This window comes from Sulfuritalea sp., from assembly GCF_017302275.1.
Classification (GTDB): Bacteria; Pseudomonadota; Gammaproteobacteria; order Burkholderiales; family Rhodocyclaceae; genus Sulfuritalea.
In genome coordinates, this window is the sequence record NZ_JAFLDR010000014.1 from 51118 (window position 1) to 70192 (window position 19075).

Sequence of the window (19075 nt, forward strand, 5' to 3'; positions counted from 1 at the left end):
CATGTCCTCGCCGGGCCGCCCCAAGAGGGCATGAGCCCCCCCTGGGGGGGCAGCGAACGAATGTGAGCGTGGGGGGCATCATAGTTCCGGGTACATGCGGCCGGGATTGAACACCCGGTAAGGGTCGAAGCTCTGCTTGAGGCGGCGGTGCACTTCCATCAGCGCGGGCTGGAGCGGCGCGAATACGCCAGCCGCCTTGTCACCGCCGCGAAACAGCGTGGCATGCCCGCCCACGCGTGTTGCAAGCTCGCGAATGCGCAACGGATCGACATCGCCGCGCAGCCAGCGTTGCGCCCCGCCCCATTCGATCAGCGTAGTGCCGGGCAGGTCGAGCGGAGGCGCCACCGACGGCACCGAGAGCCGCCACAGCGGGACATCGCCGGCGAAATACTCCGCGTCCTGCTCGCGCAGCCCCTGCCAGAAGGCAACCGCTTCAACGCCATCAATCGCCTCGCCGCCGAGCCTGGCGCAAGCCGCCGACACCGCCGCCTGCGCCCCGCTGAGCCGCAGCGTCAGCACGCCATCCTGCCAGCAGTTCGCCACCAGCGGCAGAGGCTGTCCGGCCCAGCGGTTGAGCGCCTCCAGTGCCTTGTCCTGCGGCATCTCGAAACGCAGGCTGGCGTCACCCGGCGGCACCGGCAGCACCTTGAGTGAAACCTCCAGGACCAGGCCGAGCGTACCCAGGCTGCCCGCGATCAGGCGCGAGACATCGAAACCGGCGACATTCTTCATCACCTCGCCGCCAAAGCGGTGCACCCGCCCTTCGCCATCCATCAGCTTGACGCCGAGGACGAAGTCACGCATGCCGCCGACCGCTGCCCGGCGCGGCCCGGCCAGTCCGGCGGCCACCGCGCCGCCGACAGTCGCGGCACCGAAGTGTGGCGGCTCGCAGGCAAGGCATTGTTGCCGTGTCGCCAGCGCCGACTCCAGTTCCGCCAGCGGCGTACCGCAACGCGCGGTGATCACCAGCTCGGTCGGCTCGTAGCTGACGATGCCGGCATGGCCCGCGGTATCGAGCAAGTCGCCGCTGACCAGGCCACCGTAGAAATCCTTGCTGCCGCCACCGCGCAGGCGCAATGGTTTGCGCTCCAGGATGCGGGCGCGAAAGGCCTCGAGCATGACTTCACCCATCACAGGCGCTCCAGTTCCGGAAACTTCAGGTTGCCCCCATGCACGTGCATGCGGCCAAACTCGGCGCAACGGTGCAGCGTGGGAATGCCCTTCTCCGGGTTCAACAGCCCATCCGGATCGAAGGCGCGCTTGATCGCGTGGAACATGCGCAATTCGTCGGAACCGAACTGGTCGCACATCGAGTTGATCTTTTCGTAGCCGACGCCGTGCTCGCCGGTGATGGTGCCGCCGAGGTCGACCGAAAGCTTGAGGATTTCGGCGCCGAAGGCTTCGGTGCGTTCCAGTTCGCCGGGCACGTTGGCGTCGTAGAGGATCAACGGATGCAGGTTGCCGTCGCCGGCATGGAAGACGTTGATGCAGCGCAGGCGATACTTCTTTTCCATGGCATGGATCGCGGTCAGCATTTCGCCCAGACGCTTGCGCGGGATGGTGCCATCCATGCAGTAGTAATCCGGCGAAATACGCCCGGCGGCGGGAAACGCCGCCTTGCGCCCGGCCCAGAAGCGCAGGCGTTCGGCTTCCGACTGGGATACGCGAAGCTCTGTCGCGCCGCTGGTTTCCAGCACGGCTTTCATGCGGCCGATTTCCTCCGCCACCTCCTCCGCCGTGCCATCGGACTCGCAGAGCAGGATAGCCTCGGCGTTGAGGTCGTAACCGGCCTTGACATAGGGTTCGACGGCGGCGGTCGCCGGCTTGTCCATCATTTCCAGGCCGGCCGGGATGATGCCGGCGGCGATCACGGCGGCCACTGCGTCGCCGGCCTTCATGATGTCGTCGAAACTGGCCATGATGACCTGCGCGAGTTCCGGTTTGGGCACCAGCTTGACGGTGACTTCGGTCACCACGGCGAGCATGCCTTCGGAACCGATGGCCAGCGCCAGCAGGTCATAGCCGGGAGCATCCAGCGCATGGTTGCCGAACTCGACGATGTCGCCGACGACCGTCACCGCGCGCACCCGCAGCACGTTGTGCACCGTCAGGCCGTACTTGAGGCAATGCACGCCGCCGGAATTTTCGGCCACGTTGCCGCCAATGGAACAGGCGATCTGCGAGCTCGGATCGGGCGCGTAGTAGAGGCCGAGCGGCGCGGCGGCTTCGGAGATGGCCAGGTTGCGCACGCCGGGCTGCACCACGGCGACGCGGGCGACCGGGTCCACGTGGAGGATCTTCCGCATCTTGGCCAGCGACAGCACGACGCCCTGCGGATGCGGCAAGGCGCCCGCCGAAAGACCGGTCCCGGCGCCGCGCGCGACGATGGGGGCGCCGGCGGCGCGGCAGGCCTTGATCGCCGCAACCACCTGGTCCTCGGTTTCGGGCAGGGCGACGGCGATCGGCACCTGTCGATAGGCCGAGAGGCCATCGCATTCATAGGGCTTCAGGTCTTCCTCGGCGGACAGCAGTCCGCTGGCCGGCAGGCAGCGCGCGAGTTCCGCGAGCAGTGAGGCGCGATCGATTCCGGAAAAATCCTGGGCGACATCGGCAGAGTGTTCTCGCTGGGTCATGGCTGGCCTTGTTCAGGTTGGATCAGGATCGCCCTGAAGTCATTCACGTTGGTGCGCGTCGGTCCGGTGACGACCAGGTCGCCAAGCGCGGCGAATGCACCGAACGCGTCATTGTCGACCAGGCGCGCCCGCAAATCAATTCCCGCCGCGGCGGCGCGCGCCGGCGTGTCGGGCAACAGCAGGGCACCGGCATTTTCCTCGGAGCCGTCGATGCCGTCGGTGTCGGCGGCGATGGCGTGGATGCCGGCATGGCCGTCGAGTGCCAGCGCCAGCCCAAGCAGGAATTCCGCATTGCGCCCGCCACGCCCCGTGCCGCGCATGGTGACGGTGGTCTCGCCGCCGGAGAGCAGCACACAGGGGCCTCGCAGCGGCTGGCCGTGTTCCGCGCAGGAGCGCGCGATGCCACCCAGAACGCGCGCAACTTCGCGCGCTTCACCCTCGATGGCGTCGCCCAGCACCAGCGGCGTGATGCCCTGGCGTCGCGCCAGCTCGGCCGCCGCGGCGAGCGAACCCTGCGCCGTGGCGACGATGTGGGCGTCACAACGCGTGAAGCCGGGATCGCCCGGCTTGGGTGTCTCGGCACGTCCGGCGGCGAGCGCCGCGCGCGCCACGGCGGGCAGTTCGATGCGGTAGCGATCGACGATTTCCAGTGCATCGGCGCAGCTGGTCGGGTCGGGCACCGTCGGCCCGGATGCGATGGTGGACATGTCGTCGCCGGGCACGTCCGAGATCGCCAGGGTCAAGACGCGCGCCGGCGCAGCGGCGAGCGCCAGGCGGCCGCCCTTGATTGCCGAGAGGTGCTTGCGCACGCAGTTGATTTCGGCGATGTTGGCGCCGCAGGCGAGCAAGGCTCTGGTCACCGCACGTTTGTCGTCGAGCATGATGCCGTCCATCGGCGCCGCCAGCAGGGCCGAACCGCCGCCGGACAGCAGCACCAGCACCAGGTCATTGGCGCCGAGGCCCTGCACGGCGCGCAGCAGGCGCTGCGCCGCCTGTTGCCCCGCCGCGTCGGGCGTGGGATGCGCGGCCTCGACCACCTCGACGCGCTGCGTCGGCAAGCCGTGTCCGTAGCGCGTGACGACGATGCCGGAGAGCTGTTCGACATCGCCGCGCCAATGGGTTTCGACAGCGCGCGCCATGGCCGCCGCCGCCTTGCCGGCGCCGACCACCACGGTGCGCCCGCGCGGCGGCTCCGGCAGCCACGCCGGCAGGCAATGTGCAGGATCGGCCGCGGCGACGGCCGCATCGAACAGGTCGCGCAGCAGGGCGCGCTGGTGCAGGTAGCTCATCGGAAGTCCCTGCGGACGGCGCTCATCGCCGCGCCTCCATCCAGCCAAAGCTGCCTTCGGTCGCGGCGCTGGGCCTGTATTCGCAGCCGACCCATCCGGCATAGCCGATGCGATCGAGATGGTCGAGCAGGAAGGGAAAATTGATCTCGCCGGTACCCGGTTCGTGGCGCCCGGGATTGTCGGCCAGTTGCACGTGCCCGATGCGCGGCAGATTTTCCTGCAGCCGCCGTGCCAAATCGCCCTCCATGACCTGGGCATGGTAGATGTCGAACTGGAGGCGCAGGTTTTCGTGGCCGACGTCGGCGATTACGGCGAGGCCGGCGTCCGTGGTGTTGACCAGGAAACCCGGCGTGTCGCGCGTGTTGAGCGGCTCCAGCAGCAGTTCGATGCCGGCGCGGCGGGTCACCGCGGCGGCGAAGCGCAGGTTTTCCACCAGGGTTTCGCGCGTCTTCGCCGACCCCGCCTCCAGCGGAGGGATTCCGGCCAGGCAGTTGAGGCGCGAGCAACCCAGCAGGCGCGCATAGTCAATGGCCATGCCGACGCCGTCCTGGAACTCGGCAATGCGTCGCGGATGGCAGGCGATGCCGCGCTCGCCGGCGGCCCAGTCGCCGGCCGGCAGATTGAACAGAACCACCTCGACGCCCGAGGTCAGCACCACCTCGGCCAGCGCGGCGCGGTCGAACTCGTAGGGGAAATGAAACTCGACCGCGCCGAAGCCCGCCGCCCGCGCCGCCGCAAAACGCTCGAAAAACGGGCGTTCCGTGAACAGGAATGACAGGTTCGCGGCAAAACGGGGCATGCGCCGATTATATGTCCCCGATGCCCGCCATCGGGGACGGTATCCCCTTGTGGGACATGTCCCCGATACTCACCATCAGGTACGGTATCCGCGCAAGTCCGCACCGGATCGAAGTGTCCCTGATTACCCCATGGGCACCAAGGTTCCTGTCGAAACATGGCATATTGTTGCCGATCCGGCAGCAGTCTATTGAAGGCTTGCCTATTTGCCGCCCATTCCCGGCCGGGTAAAGTGCAGACCCTGACTTGCCATTGTCCTTGACGCCACCCATGAATTCGGCAATCCCGCATTCGCAAACCGGCTATACCCACACCGCCATCGGCCTGCACTGGCTGATCGGCATCGCGATCGTCGGCACCTTCGCGCTCGGCCTCTACATGCACGAACTGCCGCTGTCGCCGCAGAAGCTCAAGCTCTATTCCTGGCACAAGTGGGCCGGCGTGACTATCTTCCTGTTCGCCCTGCTGCGCCTGACATGGCGTGTTTCACACCGGCCCCCCGCGTTGCCCGCCGGGATGCCCGGCTGGCAACGCAGCGCCGCCGAAGCGACCCACGTGCTGCTCTACCTGCTGATGTTCGCCGTGCCGCTGTCGGGCTGGCTGATGAGTTCGGCCAAGGGTTTCCCGACCGTCTGGTTCGGCGTTCTGCCGCTGCCCGACCTGTTGCAGAAGGACACCGACCTCGGCGACCTGCTGCAACAGATGCACAAGTTGCTCAACTTCACCCTGGCGGGACTGGTCGCGACGCATGCCGGTGCCGCGCTCAAGCACCATTTCCTCGACCGCGACGAGATCCTCGCGCGCATGCTGCCTTTCCTCGGCAGATCCAAGAACGGAGAACGCAAATGAAGTTCCGCCTGCCCGGCCTTGCCCTCGCCGCGATCCTGATCACCGCCCCGGCGGCCCAGGCCGTGGAGTTCACCCAGTACCAGCACGGCAAGAGCTCGCTCGCCTTCGTGTACAAGCAGATGAACGTGCCGGTCGACGGCCAGTTCAAGAGCTTCCGCGCCAGGCTTGCCTTCGATCCGTCCAAGCCGACCGCCGCCAGGGCGGAATTCGAGATCGACCTGGCCAGCGTCGATGCCGGCTCGAAGGATGCCAACGACGAGGTGGCCGGCAAGGCCTGGTTCGACACCAAGGCGTTTCCGGTCGCCCGTTTTGTCGCGACCTCGGTCAAGCCGCTGGGCAACAACCGCTACGAGGTCGCCGGCAAGATGAGCATCAAGGGCAAGACCCAGGACCTCAGCACGCCGGTCACCGTCACCCAGCAGGGCAGCAACGCGACCTTCGACGGCAGTCTGGTGCTCAAGCGCGCCGACTACGGAATCGGCGACGGTATCTGGGCCGACTTCGGCACCGTCGCCAACGAAATTCAGATCAAGTTCCGACTGGTGGCCAGCGCAGCGGCCGCCAAATAAACCAACCCACCCTCAGGAGCAGACCCATGAACAAACTTGCCATCGTCGCCGCCGCAGCCCTACTCAGCGCCTTCTCGGCATCGGCCTTCGCCGCACCCGAGACCTTCAACGTCGAACCGACCCATACTTATCCGCGCTTCGAATACAACCACTTCGGCTACTCGAACCAGCAGCAGCGTTTTGACAGGACCAGCGGCAAGATCGTGCTCGACCGCGGCGCCCACACCGGCTCGGTGGATGTGACGATCGACGCCACGTCGGTCAATACCGGCTATGCGCTATTCAACCAGCACATCCAGGCCGAGGACTATTTCGACACCGCCAGGTTTCCGACCATCACCTTCAAATCCACCAAGGTCAAGTTCGAAGGCGGCAAGCCGGTCGCGGTCGATGGCAACCTGACCATCAAGGGTGTCACCAGGCCGGTGACGCTGACCGTGACGTCCTTCCATTCCATGCCGCACCCGATGCTGAAGAAGGATGCCATCGGCGCCAACGCGACCACCAGGGTCAAGCGCTCGGACTTCAACATGGGCAAGAACGTGCCTTACGTCAGCGACGAAGTCAGCCTGACGATCGCGGTCGAAGCCATCAAGGAATAAGCGCCGAACGGCACGCGGCACCTACAGCGCGAACGTGCCCGTTTGGTGGGAGAGCGCCTCGATGGCGCTTTCGTCCATGGTCAGCAGGCGCCGGCCAAGCGCTGCGAAATGGGCCTGTCCCGCGTCGGCCGCCGCCGCAAGGATCGCCGTGTCGCCGGCGCCGACTCTTGAGCTGTAGGCCGCATGGAGCCGCGGAAACATATCGCGCCGCAATCCATCGAAGGTCGAAAACCAGAAGTGCAGCGAATCGACCGAGCCGCGCCGCAGCAGCGCCGGCAGCGTGACGAGGCAATCGGCCAGGTTGTCCTTCACGCCACGCGCGAAGATCTCGGCGCGCTTGCCGCGCAGCCGCGCCAGCATTTCCGGCCACGATTCGCCCAGCATGCGGCCGGCCGCGAGTTCGCCCTCCTCGTGCAGCACCAGGGTCTCGATTTCACCCTCGGTCATGCGCTCGATCGCTGCCAGCGGATCGACATCAAAACCATACGCCAGCAACGCCGACTTCAGGGCACCGTCCTGCTGCTTGACGTTCCAGCCCTCGGCCTTTTCCCACAGCCACTGGCGCAGCGCCTCGCGCCTGACGATCAGCATTTCGCCCTGCGAGGCGGCCGGTATCGCCGCCACGTCGCGCGCATATTCGCAACCGCAGACCAGGAGGCGCGCCGCTCCGCGCTGCTCGTCGCGATCGAGCCGGCCGAGGAAGAAGTGCGGCTTGTGGAAGCGGCCGATGCCGGCGCCATAGACCAGCCCGCTGCCCGCCAAGGCCGCATTGACCCGCGGCGCATCGAAGGGATCGTAGTCGCTGCCGCCCAGCGGCAAGCGGACGAAATCGTCGTCGGCCAGGCTTTCCCAGCGCGCCTCGCGTTCGGCGATCCAGCGTCCCACCTCGTCACGCGCCGGCGCGACGCCATGGGGCAGGTCATGCTCCCAGCGATAGAACTCGCGCATGCCGAGCAGGTAGGTGCACAGGCTGACATCGCGCGCATGGCGGGCGTCGGCGATGTCGCAATTGGTCTGCACCGCGCTGACGAGTTCGGCCATTCCGGTGATCATTCCGTACCCCCCGGGCGGCGCCGGCGCGGCTTCCAGGCCGCGATACCCTTGACGACTTCCGAGAACGGCAATTCGTCCAGGTCGGCATACTGTTCGCGCGCCAGGCGCACCAGGCGCCGCACGTTGGGCGCGATCGCATCCGCGTCGAGCAGGGCCTTGAGGCCATCGAGCCCGCCGCACTGGATCTTCATCACCATCGCGTGCGGCAGGATGCGCTGGGTGGCCGTGAGGCCAAGCGCAAAAGTCGATTTCTGGCGCAGCAGCTCGGACATCCGACCGCAGGCCAGGTGCGCCGCAGGCTGGGTACAGGCCACGCTCTCGCGCTCGGCGATCTGCAGGCTGATCGCCAGTTCGCACACCGCGTGGCGTGCCAGCAAGACGCGCTCGAACACGCAGGGCAGGCGATTGACATCGCCCTTCAGGTTGCGAAACGCGATCTCATCCACGATGCAGGGTGGGTCATCGAGACCTTGGGCGTTTTCATGAAACGCACCACCAGGCGCGCATGGCGATCACCGAGCGAAGCGAGTTAGCCAGTAGCCCCGCCTTGGGGCTGGGATGGCCGTGGGGGCCTTCAATTCGCCTTTTGCATGTTTCATCATCGGCGGTTGTCTCGCACTGCAACAAGCGCTAGTACTCCTCTCCGGTCATCGGGTCCTCGCCGCGCGGTTCGTTGAGGAGTTCTTCCGCGCGCAGTTCGTTCTCGGCGAAGATGGTCTTGACCAGTTCGCCGGGAGCGAGGTCGGTCTCGCGGCGCAAGCGCTTGGCCTCGTTCGATGCGTCCTTGAAGGCATCGAACTGGCTGATCTTCGCCAATTGGCGCACGGGTCCCAGCGGTGTGACTCGATAGATGAAATAGGGCATGGAAGGATACTTTCACTCAACGTAGCGTTTGCTGGCCCGGCGACGGCCGGGTTTCGATTTCTGGATGATCACCCCTTTGACCGCGCCGAGGTCGGGAATATCCGCCACCGGGTAGGCGGGGTTCAGGGCCTGCAGGCGCCAGCCGCTTGCCTGCCGTACCAATTGGCGGAAGATCCATTCACCGTTCAATTGCGCCAGCACGAAGGAGCCGTCGGTAGCCAGCCCTTCCGGTTCGATCAGGATCACTTCGCCCTCGAGGAACTCGGGCGCCATGCTGTCTCCCAGCACCATCAGCGCAAAGGGCTCTGCGGACGAGCAGGCGTCGAGTTCGGCATCGACGGCCTGGACCTTTATCGGGATGCTGCGGCGCACCTGGGTCATGTCGGATCGCTCATGGCATCAAAGCGGCTCGACGTGCAATTGCGCTGGCGGCACGCCGGCGGCCAGCAGCGCATCGGCAATCGGCCCGGCGCTTTGCGCGGCGCCGGCCAGATAGACGTCGCTGCCGGCCAACGCGGTATTGGCGCCCAGGACAGCCGGCAATTCATCGGCAACCAGCGCCCGGTAGCTGAATGCGTCCAATGCTTCGGCCCAGGCGCGGCACAGGTTGGGCAGGTACTGGCCGCCGGCCTGCGCGCTCGCCCAGTAGAGAGCGATCGACTCGGCGGCATCCACCGCGATGGCATGCTCGATCAGGCTGTTGATCGGCGCGAAGCCGTCGTCGAGGGCGATGAACACCAGCGGCCGCGGCGAACTGTTCTCCAGGACGAAAGTGCCCCACGGTCCCCACACCGAAACGTCGTCGGCGAGGCGGATGCGGCCGTCGAACAGGCAGGCCGAAAAGTCGGCGCTGGCGGCACGGCGGTCATTGCGGGAAACATGGAAAATCAGGTTGCGGTCGTCGCAGGGGCAACTCGCGACGGAGAATTCGCCATGCACATCGCTGCCGTCGCGGATGCCGGCGCGAATGCCCAGGGTCACCCGCTGCCCGGCGAGGAAGCGCAGGCGGTTGCTGCGCGGCGTCTGCAGGTGCAGCCGCATCACGTCGGCGGTCAGCGCATCGATGCGGCGCACCTTGGCGACCACGCGCTGCTCGGGGATGTCTTCCGGCGCACCGGCTTCCAGAACTTCCAGCGTCAGGTCGGAGCTCAGTGCCGTGCAGCTGCACATCAGGACATGGTTCTGCGCCTTTTCGGCTTCGGAAAAGCGGTAGTCGAAAGACGCCACGTCGCGCGTCTCGCCGGCCACCACGCGCGCCTTGCACAGTCCGCAATTGCCGTTGCCGCAGCCGTAGTTGGGCGCGAGGCCCGCGCGCAGCGCCGCCTTCAGGAGCGTCTCCGATCCCTCGACGAAAAACTCGCGACCCGATGGCTTGACCGTGACGTGCGCCGACATGACGCGCAGCATAGCATCGAGCGCACCGACGTCCTGCGCCGGCGGCGGTACCGACAGGGCCTGTGCCAGGCCGTCGTCGAGCAATGACGCGAGTTCCGCGGGGCTCGGCGCTTGCGGCTGTTCGAGGCGCGCTCGCAGCGCCGCGAACAGCGCGTGGTAGCGCGTCAGGGTGCGTTGCAACTCCGCAAGTTCCTGCCCCTGCACGAAGATGCGTTGCGCCAGTGTTTCCTGGGTCGGCAGCACGCGCTCGCGCAAGCGGCGGGCAAAGGCATCCTCGCGGATGGCGCGGGTCTTTTCGAAACTGCCCGAGTCGTCGAGGTCGAACTGCGGCCAGGCGCGCTGCAGGTCCTCGGCATCGACCATGCCGTCGAAGGACGCCAGTTCGCCGTCGCGGATGCGCTTTTGCAGCGCAATGCGTGAAATGCCAAGCAGATGCGCGGCGCGCGACAGGGTAAGCCATTGGGACATGGTCTCAAGCATAGCCAAGGCGGCGACCGGCGCGATTTGAATATTTTTATGTCCGCACCAATGGGGCGGACGGTATCCCCTTGTGGGGTATGTCCGCACCAATGGGGCCGACGGTATCCCCTCGCGGGGCATGCTCACGCTTCGGCGATTCCGGCTACTGCTGCGGTGCGTCCAGCAGCAACCCGGTACGCGGCGCCTTGCCCGGTTCGAACACGACCTCGACCAGCAACTGGCTCTTGACGGGGAAGCCGGAAATCAGGCCCGGCGCGTAGCGCTCGTTGGCGAAGGACTTCAGCACCTCCTCGTCGAAGGTGCCGCGCGGCGTCGATTCGAGAATCCGGTGCGAATCGACGCCGCCTTGCTGGTTGATGAACATCAGGAGCAGCACGCGCCCCGACAGGGTGTTGGTAAGGGGCGGAAAGTCGGGCCGGATCGGCTTCAACGGCGTTGGCCGGCGATGCAGGTAACGCGCCGCGTAGTACCAGGAACCGGTGACGATGCCGGCCCTGCCCGGCCGCAGTCGTTCGGTCGCCGGCGCGCCCGGCAGCTTGACGCCGGTCGCGGCGGGATCCGCCTCCGCCTCGAGCGTTGCCCCCTTCTTCTGCACCGCCGCCTCCTGCGTGGCTGGCGCGGGCGCGGGCGTCGGTTTGGCGATCGGACTCGGCACCACCAGCGGCAGCGGTTCCGGTTGCGGCAGCGCGGTAAGCACCGCCGCCACGCTTGGGCTGGATTCGACGGCTGGTTCCGGCGCCTGCGGTGGCAGTTGGCGGATGCTGGCCGCGAGCGCCGCCGGCCGCTTTCCGCCACCTCCGCCGCGGGCACCGATCCCGGTCCCGCCGAAGGACGTCAGCAGCAGCGCGTGGATCGCCATTGAGAAACCCAGGCACACCGCAAAGCGGCGCTCGGCGCCCCTGGGCAATCGGCGCGCGAGTGCCTCCCGCCAATTACCCGGCACCAAAACTCACTGCACTCACTGCACTATTTCGCGCCAGCTGACCCGTTTGCCGGTGGGCGGAGCCACATCGAAAGGCGCCTCGACGGTCAATTGCTGGGCCGCCGATGTCGTCGCGATGACCACCGTCTTGCCGCTCGGCAGGCGCACGATGTTGAGACCCACCGCCAGCGATTCCGAGCCTCCGGCACCGACCAGGCGACGTCCGACTGCCAGGTCCGCGCTGTTCTTGATGGCCTCGCCAGTGCCGTTGTTGAAGTAGTTCAGCCAGGCGTAGCCGCCGATATTGCAGGCGTTGGTTTCCGGCACGTTGGAAGCGACGACCAGGGTGCCCAGTTGCAGCTTCATGTCGATGCTGATGCGCTCGCCCGAATCGGGCAGATCGACAAACCAGCCGTCGGCCGAACTGCAGTTGGCCGTGCAGCCATTGGTACGGAATGCGGCGGTGCCGGAGCCGTGGGTCGTGATCACCATCTTGCGTAGGTTGGTGCGCAGGTCGGTCAGCGCCGTGGCGCCCAGCGTGTCGCGCAGGGCCCAGACCGAATTGGTCTGGGTGGTGGCCAGGTCGGTCGGGCCAAGATAGCGTCCGGTACCGACGTAGACATAGGCCTCGCCGCCGACTTCGGCCAGTTCGGGCCGGGTCGAGATCGGTTGCCCGACGCCGCTCGGATCCACTACCTGCGCGACAAGCGTCGCCTCGCGCCCGGCGGCATTCAGTGCATCGTTGATATCGAAGCGCCAGACGTTGCCGTGCAGGTCGCCGCCGTATATCCGCTCCGCGGTGTTGTCGCGCAACGGGTTTACGGACCACGCACTGATGTGGTTGAGGCCGCTGGGGTCGGCTGCCGATCCTTCGCCGGTGCTGATCTTGAAGAGGATCTTGCCGGTCATCGCCTCGAGCACGTAGAGATAGCCGATGCCATCGCCGGGAGCCGCGGGCGAATTGACGTTGTTGTAGCCCGAGGTGACGATCACCACCCAGCGGCCGTCAGGCGCACGCAGCTTGGTGATGATGGGGTTGTTGAACGTATATCCGATGTGGCAATCCGAGAATTGGTCGGTGGCCGGCGCCTTGGTAGTCGCATCCACCGTGACGCAGTTGCCGGCGTCGTGTTTGAACTCCCAGAGCGCGACCGGCGCCGCAGGATTGGTCACGTCGAGCGCGAAATAACCCTTGCCGCCCTTGTTCATGCCGCTGACGAGCACGGTCCGCCAGCTCGACGTATCCGGGTTGTACACATCCCCGACCACCGGCGTTCCATCCACCGAATACACGTGTTGGGAGGCATAGGCCTCGCTCGCGAGTTTGTAGAGATTTGGCAGCACCATGCTAGGCATGAAAGCCCAGGCTTCCTTGCCGCCATCCGGATCGATGATCGTGTCGCCGGCCTTGATGGCGTGCAGCATGCCGTCATTGGCCGAGGCATAGACGATGGGCGAACGCGTCAGGTTGACGCTCTTGAACAGCGCGTAGCCTGGATCGTCGTACTCCGCAAACGGCCCCTTGACGAACACCGGCTGGGCATTGACGATGTCGCCCAGGACATTCTCCCGCGTCCGGTAAAGTTTGTTGAGGTCGGTATTCGTCACCGGTGGGCCGGAGCTGAATCCCTCCTTGCCTCGCTGGCCGCGCAGGTAATTGACCAGGTTGGCACCGGCCGCCGGAGTGCGCTGATCGACGGTGACGCCGACGCCCGTGCCGTAATTGGGGTACTGGCTGAGCAAGGCGACGTTGGCCGCGCCGAAATGCGCCTGCTCGGCCAGATCCAGGGTCGTCACCGCGACGCCCGTAGGTGCCCCTCCCGCATCGCAACCGTAGCTGTCCCATTTGAAATCCACCATGTTGTCGGTGGCGCCGGCGCGGAACAGCTTGATCGTGCGGTTATCGCAGGCGGTCCTGGTCATGTCGTCCAGCTTGGCTTGCGCCGACCAGATGACGGTGCCGCTCACCGCCCCGGTGTTGAGGTTGATCTCGCGCGCTTCGAGGTCGCCGGTCCAGGCCTGGGTCTTGTATTTCGCGGTGTAGGCGAAGTTGTCGCCGGCCACCGGTTCCAGGTTGGACGTCGCCGCCGCCGCCGCCGCCGCGACGCGGGCATTGATCCCGGCCAGGGCTTCGGCAAGGCTGGTGACCACCGAATCCGGATTGCTGGCGCTGAAGTACTGGCCGCGACCATTGACGGCGGCATGCCACAGGTCGTCGAGGGCCGTTGCGCTGTCGGCCACGGGCACCGGCCAGTTGATGGTACCGTCCCGCAGGCGGACGAAGTCGGGACAGAGCGTCGCCGTCCCGGCGCCGAACACCCCGACTCCCGGGTTGGTCGTCAGCGCAAACCTGAAGGTGGTGGTGGAAGGCACGGTAGTGATGCGGAACTGGCCGCGGTAGGCCGCGACGCTGCCGCCCGATAACGTGACGGTCTGATTAGCCTGGAATCCATGCGCGGCAGAGGTGGTGACGGTCACCACGTTGGCGGCCCAGGTTGCGCCCGTGACTGCCTTGGCCATACACTGGTCGGTGCGATAGGTCGGCGAGGAAATCAAGGAACCGTCCAGTCCGAGACCCATGGTGAAGGTGGTCATGTGCTGCCAGTTGGCGCGGTCGTCTTCGTTGCCCGATCCGGTGGATGGCACGTTGTCGTCGCAGACACTGGTCCCCAGCACCCCGGTGCAGTTCGACAGCGACGCGTTGCGCAGATCGGTCTTGTAGAAATACTGGGCGACGTCCGCCAGCGAGTTGCTGCTGCCGGAGAACAGCGCCGCGGTGCCGCCAGTGTGGGCGGTGGCGCCGGGGTTGTCGGCCATCAGGACCTTGAAGTGGGTGGCATCCGGGACCTCGACAACCTGAAAATTGCCGCGGAAGAAGGAATTGGTGCCGCCCGCGACGGTAACCGAGTGCCCGGCCAGGAAGGGATGGTCGGCGGTCGTGGTAAAGGTTGCGAAGGACGGATCCGCAACCGGGTCATCGCCCGGCGGGGTCCAGGTCGCCGACGCGACGTTGGCGCTGAGGCCACCGAGGCCGGAACTGTAGGTTTCGCAAGGCCAGACCTGGGAGCCGCTGAGGCAGCCCTCGGGCGGCGTCGGCGGGCCTTCGCCGGTCACCGAAGCCGTCGCCGGAACCGCCGGGGCTGCCGCAAAGCAGGTGCCGGGAACTGCGTCGGACCAGCTCGCCTCCAGATTGACCGTGGCGCCGCCCAGGGCGGTACCGCCCTGGTTCGGGCCGGAGTATGCCTGCGAAGTGATCTCGCCCTTGCGTTCCAGCTTGAAGCCGGTGGCGCCGGTGGCCCGGCAGTCCGTCGTCTGCCCCGTGTCATCCGGTACCGCGACGACCACGCAGTTGTCGGCGGCGACCCAGCCGGTGGAGTCGACCCGCCGGCAATCGGTCGTGGCATTCATCACGCAACTCGCCGTATTGGTCCAGGCCGTCGGATCACGGAGCTGGCACTCCGTGGTGAAGCCGTTGACGTCATGGATCGGATCGGGCGAACAGGCATAGGCGACGTCGACATACGGCGCGGTGGCAACCGTTTCGCAGTAGTTGGCGGCGGCGTTGCCGGTATAGACATACGACCCTGGGCTGCCGCTGCGCGTCTGGGCGTTGCAGGGTGCCGAAGTCAGGTCCAGGGGCACCGTCGGTTGCACCCCGACGGTGGGCCCGTTGACGCGACACTGGAAGTTGGTGCTTTCGGTGCAGGTCGACGCATTGACCCAGGCGCTGAAGCCGCCCGCCGTGCTGCAATCGGTGGCAATACCGCCGCTGCTGGTCCAGGTCGGCCCCGATATCGTGCTGGTACAGGTGGGCGAGCCCTGGGTCACGTCGGCAAACGTTCCGTTCACGCGACAGAACACGTCAGAACTCGGCGTGCAAGACGCGATCGGATCCCATGTGCCGTCGAGCACGCTGGTATTGTTGCATTCGACCGCGTTGTTGTCCCCGGTCCAATTGGTGCCGCTCAGCGTGGTCGTGCAGGAGTGCGCCTTGGTGAATGCAGCATTGACGCGGCACTGGACATTGGGCGTGGCCGTGTCGCAGGTCGCCCGGTTGGTCCAGCCGACCGGGTTGAAGGCGATGGCCCGACATTCGGTGGCGTTGCCGCCGCTGCTGGTCCAGGTTGGGCCCGTTACCGTGCTGGTGCAGGTCGGCGCGTAGGCCGTGACATAGGCCCAGGCCGGCGTCGGGTTGATGCGGCAAAATACGTCGGAACTCGGCGTGCATGACGCGATCGGATCCCATGTGCCGTCGAGCACGCCGGTGTTGTTGCATTCGACAGCGTTGTTGTTCCCGGTCCAATTGGTGCCGCTCAGCGTGGTCGTGCAGGAGTGCGCCTTGGTGAATGCGGCATTGACGCGGCACTGTACATTGGGTGTGGCGGTATCGCAGGTTGCCCGCGCAGTCCAGCCGGCCGGATTGAAGGCCGCCGTCTGGCATTCCGTCGCGTTGCCGCCACTGCTGGTCCAGGTCGGACCCGATACCGTGCTGGTACAGGTCGGCGCATAGGCGGTGACATAGGCCCAGGCCGGAGTCGGATCGACTCGGCACGACACGTTTCCACTCGGCGTGCATGACGCGATCGGATCCCATGTGCCGTCGAGCACGCCGGTATTGTTGCATTCGACGGCCGCCGCATCCCCCGTCCAGTTGGTGCCGCTCAGAGTCGTGCCACAGGAATGCGCCTTGACGAAGCTGCCGTTGACGCGGCACTGGGCGTTGGGTGTCGTCGTATCGCAAGTCGAACGATTTGTCCAGGTGGGATTGAACCCAACGATCTGGCAGTCAGTTGCCAAGGAGTCGCCAGTCCAGGTTGCTCCGGACACGGTGCTGGTGCAGGTGCCTCCATAGGAACGATAGGCCCAGGCCGCATTGATTTGGCAGGAGACGTCCGAACTGGGCGTGCAGGTGCTGATATTGGTCCAGGCACCATCGAGTACCCCCGTATTGTTGCATTCGACCGCAGCCGCATTGCCGCCCCACGTGATTCCATTGAAGGTACTCGTACAGGAGTGCGCCTTGACGAAACTGGCATTGACCCGGCAGGTCACGTCCGCGCCGGGCGTACAGGACGCGATCGAATCCCAGTTGCCGTCGAAAGCGGCATTGGTGGCGCATTCGACCGCCGCGGCGTCACCGGACCATGTCGTTCCGTCGAAGGTGGAGGTGCACGAGTGAGCCTTGATAAAGCTTGCACCGGGGTCAATGCGGCACTCCGTCGCCAAGATCGCAGGGGTGCAAGTTGCCGCGGGACTCCAGGCCGACCAAACAATAGCGGGGAAAAAACTGATGAGAGTCCGTCGTTGCAGTTGCCCGGTCCTGCTCTCGATCTTGCTCTGGTACTGCAACTGGCCGGTCTTGCTCTGGATCTTGCTCTGGTATTGCAACTGGCCGCGCTTGCGTTGGAGGTTCGTGGTGTATTGCAGCTGCCCGGTCTTGCTCTGGATCATGCTCTGGTACTGCAAAGCACCGACCCTGCTCTGGAGGTTCGTGGTGTATTCCAGTTGCCCCGTCTTGCTCTGGATCATGCTTTGGTATTCCAGCGCCCCGGTCCGGCTTTCCAGGTCGGTGCTGTACTGCAACTGCCCGGTCTTGCTCTGGATCATGCTCTGGTACTCGAGCGGACCGGTCTTGATCTGCAGGTCGGTGCGGTATTGGACCTGGCCCGTGGTTTTCTGCAACTGGCTGGTCTGCTGCTGCCACTGCCCGAGCCGCCCCTGTTCCTGGGCCAGCTTTTTCTCCTGCATCGGGCAGGAATTGTTGAGCTGGTAAAAGAGCCGGGCCGTGTTCCACATGAAGGTGGTGCTGGCGCCGTCGTAGATGGGGCGTGGCGACATCTGGTACTTCGATCCGGCAGAACGATAGGCGTCGAGTTCCTCCAGTAATCCGTCCTGGTTGTCCATCGCCGTGGTGCCGTCGAGCTTGACGCCGCCGTTGCCGTTCCAGTATCCGTCCGTGGTCAGGATGTTGAAGTTCTGCTGGCAGGAATACTGCATCGGGTCGCCGCCCATGCCCGAGTTGATGCCGTCCGTCTTGGCCGCGAAATAGCGTCCACCGCGCGCCAGGGCCTCGCGCAGGGGCGTGCCGCCGTTGGTCGTCTGCGAGTAGAGCATGTTGAACCAGGTGGCTTTGTGCGTCGTGTCGTAATCCTGGATGGCCTGGAATTTCGTGTTGCTGACCGGATTGTTCGGATTGATGGTGAGGAAACCGATACGCTTGGAATCCGTCATGCCGACGAAGGCACGGCCGGCGGCGGACTTCATCATGTTCATCCGGTTCTTGTAGTAGCTGTACCAGTTGGCGAAGTTCTGGCGTTCGTCGGCATCGGAAGCATCAACAACGCTGTCGCCGTTGAGGTCGGCAGTAGCCAGCCCGGAGGTCGAGGTGACCGGTACCTTGCGCCACAGGGCCGTCTTGCCCAGCCCGGCGCAGGTCGCGGTGGTGGTCGTTCCGTCGGTGCAGTACTCGGCAATGGTGCGGTAATGGGTGGCGTTCCATGCCATCAGCGCCCCGCTCAGGCGGCAATCCACCGCGTTATTGTTGCCGGTCCAGGCGTGCGCACCCTGGGGCCCGGTGTAGCTGGGTGTGCAGGATGTCACGTAATTGGTGCTGGTACCCTCGACCTGGCACTCGGTGCGATTCGCGCCGGTCGAAACCTCGGTACAGGTCGATACGTTGCCCCATGCGCTCCACGACGCCCCCGAGTCCGTCGAAGTTCTGCCCTGCAACTGGGCGATGCGCCGGTAGTTTCCCGGGTTGGTGGCCAGGGCGACGGTGAAGGATCGAGCCGTGGGTACGGTCGCCACCGTGAATTGGCCACTATAGCCTGATGGAGTGGTAAAGACACCGACCTCCTGCCCCACCGACAGGTTGTGATCGGCAGTGGTTTCGTAGGTGGCGACGCCGCCGGCGTAGGTGGCACGCTTCAGGGTGAAGGTCGGCGTCAGCAACACGTTGCAATCCCCGGTGTTGGGCTTCAGCGTGGTCGCGCCCAGGTATCGCCAGTAATAGGCGGGTTGCGCGGCGTCGAAGCGACTTGTGCCGGCATTGGACTCGATGTTGGAATTGACGAAGGCGCGAAAGGACGTGCTGAGGTCGAGCGTCGCGCCGGCACTGGCGACCGTTGCGACACGACACTGCCGCCGACTGGAGCCGGTGGTGTCTTCCGTGCAACTCGCCGCCGCAGCCCAGGCGGTCCAGGTCACCCCGGAATCCGACGAAGTGCGGGTTTCCCGACCCTTGTAGGCGCCGAAGCCATCCTCGTACGCGGCCGTAAAGGCTGTCGGCGCCGCCGCATTGACGTCGAGACCGGTGCTGGTCGTCGGCACCACGTAGCGGGTATTCGGGTTGTAGTACATGGTGTTGCACGAACTGTGGCGGAAGCCGATACGGTCTTCGCGATTCGACATCGCATCCGGCATGAAACGCCAGTTCATCGAGCCCGAATCGTCGAGCGTGAACAGGATGTTGGGCTTGACTTCTGCGGTGGACAGGCTGGAAAGCGGACTGTTGCTGATGTCGGTCTCGGCGGCTTGCAGCGGGATGCCCCCAGCCAGGGAGAGGGCGAACAGCAGCGTCAATGACCGCAATGGGTGTGTCTTCGACTGGAACATGGCGATT

Annotated in this window: 14 protein-coding genes; 3 read left to right on the forward strand and 11 right to left on the reverse strand. The window is 65.7% G+C overall.

The genetic code is table 11. The features are described from left to right. Nucleotides 1–78: 78 nt before the first annotated feature. The 4 genes from glcE to hyi are packed head-to-tail and all read right to left on the reverse strand — an operon-like array spanning nt 79 to nt 4721. A complete protein-coding gene (gene glcE, locus J0M27_RS09725; protein ID WP_294990537.1) occupies nt 79–1131 on the reverse strand; it encodes a glycolate oxidase subunit GlcE in 1053 nt (350 codons plus the stop codon). Further along, complete coding sequence (locus J0M27_RS09730) at nt 1131–2633, reverse strand: FAD-linked oxidase C-terminal domain-containing protein (RefSeq protein ID WP_294990540.1); 1503 nt, start codon at nt 2631–2633, stop codon at nt 1131–1133. The genes glcE and J0M27_RS09730 overlap by 1 nt, the downstream gene beginning before the upstream one ends. Then, nucleotides 2630–3922, reverse strand: coding sequence for a glycerate kinase (locus J0M27_RS09735; protein WP_294990543.1), 1293 nt, complete (start codon nt 3920–3922; stop codon nt 2630–2632). Before J0M27_RS09735 ends, J0M27_RS09730 begins: the two co-directional genes overlap by 4 nt. 22 nt (nt 3923–3944) lie before the next feature. Beyond that, nucleotides 3945–4721 carry a hydroxypyruvate isomerase gene (hyi, locus tag J0M27_RS09740; RefSeq protein ID WP_294990546.1) on the reverse strand — a complete coding sequence of 259 codons (777 nt, stop codon included), beginning with the start codon at nt 4719–4721 and terminating at the stop codon, nt 3945–3947. 269 nt (nt 4722–4990) lie between these two features. Here hyi and J0M27_RS09745 point away from each other — a divergent pair, with 269 nt between their 5' ends. Genes J0M27_RS09745 through J0M27_RS09755 form a run of 3 tightly spaced genes read left to right on the forward strand, consistent with a single transcriptional unit; the run spans nt 4991 to nt 6740 of the window. Then, on the forward strand, nt 4991–5569 hold the full coding sequence (locus J0M27_RS09745) for a cytochrome b (RefSeq protein WP_294990549.1): 579 nt from the start codon (nt 4991–4993) through the stop codon (nt 5567–5569). Continuing rightward, nucleotides 5566–6138, forward strand: coding sequence for a YceI family protein (locus J0M27_RS09750; RefSeq protein WP_294990552.1), 573 nt, complete (start codon nt 5566–5568; stop codon nt 6136–6138). The genes J0M27_RS09745 and J0M27_RS09750 overlap by 4 nt, the downstream gene beginning before the upstream one ends. A 26-nt stretch (nt 6139–6164) precedes the next feature. Next, a complete protein-coding gene (locus tag J0M27_RS09755; protein ID WP_294990555.1) occupies nt 6165–6740 on the forward strand; it encodes a YceI family protein in 576 nt (191 codons plus the stop codon). A gap of 21 nt (nt 6741–6761) precedes the next feature. On the opposite strand, the gene J0M27_RS09760 is transcribed toward J0M27_RS09755, so the two are convergent. From J0M27_RS09760 to J0M27_RS09790, 7 genes are all read right to left on the reverse strand, one after another. Beyond that, complete coding sequence (locus J0M27_RS09760; protein ID WP_294990558.1) at nt 6762–7781, reverse strand: Sfum_1244 family protein; 1020 nt, start codon at nt 7779–7781, stop codon at nt 6762–6764. A gap of 8 nt (nt 7782–7789) precedes the next feature. Further along, nucleotides 7790–8239 carry a hypothetical protein gene (locus J0M27_RS09765; protein ID WP_294990561.1) on the reverse strand — a complete coding sequence of 150 codons (450 nt, stop codon included), beginning with the start codon at nt 8237–8239 and terminating at the stop codon, nt 7790–7792. 184 nt (nt 8240–8423) lie between these two features. After that, a complete protein-coding gene (locus J0M27_RS09770; RefSeq protein ID WP_294990564.1) occupies nt 8424–8657 on the reverse strand; it encodes a hypothetical protein in 234 nt (77 codons plus the stop codon). A gap of 12 nt (nt 8658–8669) precedes the next feature. Then, on the reverse strand, nt 8670–9038 hold the full coding sequence (locus J0M27_RS09775; protein ID WP_294990567.1) for a S24 family peptidase: 369 nt from the start codon (nt 9036–9038) through the stop codon (nt 8670–8672). Between the two features lie 18 nt (nt 9039–9056). Next, nucleotides 9057–10520: a 2Fe-2S iron-sulfur cluster-binding protein gene (locus tag J0M27_RS09780; protein ID WP_294990569.1), complete on the reverse strand. Its 1464-nt coding sequence runs from the start codon at nt 10518–10520 to the stop codon at nt 9057–9059. A gap of 154 nt (nt 10521–10674) precedes the next feature. Continuing rightward, nucleotides 10675–11391, reverse strand: a complete 717-nt coding sequence (locus tag J0M27_RS09785) for a TonB family protein (protein WP_294990572.1) — start codon at nt 11389–11391, stop codon at nt 10675–10677. 99 nt (nt 11392–11490) lie between these two features. Then, complete coding sequence (locus J0M27_RS09790; protein WP_294990575.1) at nt 11491–19068, reverse strand: PilC/PilY family type IV pilus protein; 7578 nt, start codon at nt 19066–19068, stop codon at nt 11491–11493. Nucleotides 19069–19075 lie beyond the last annotated feature (7 nt).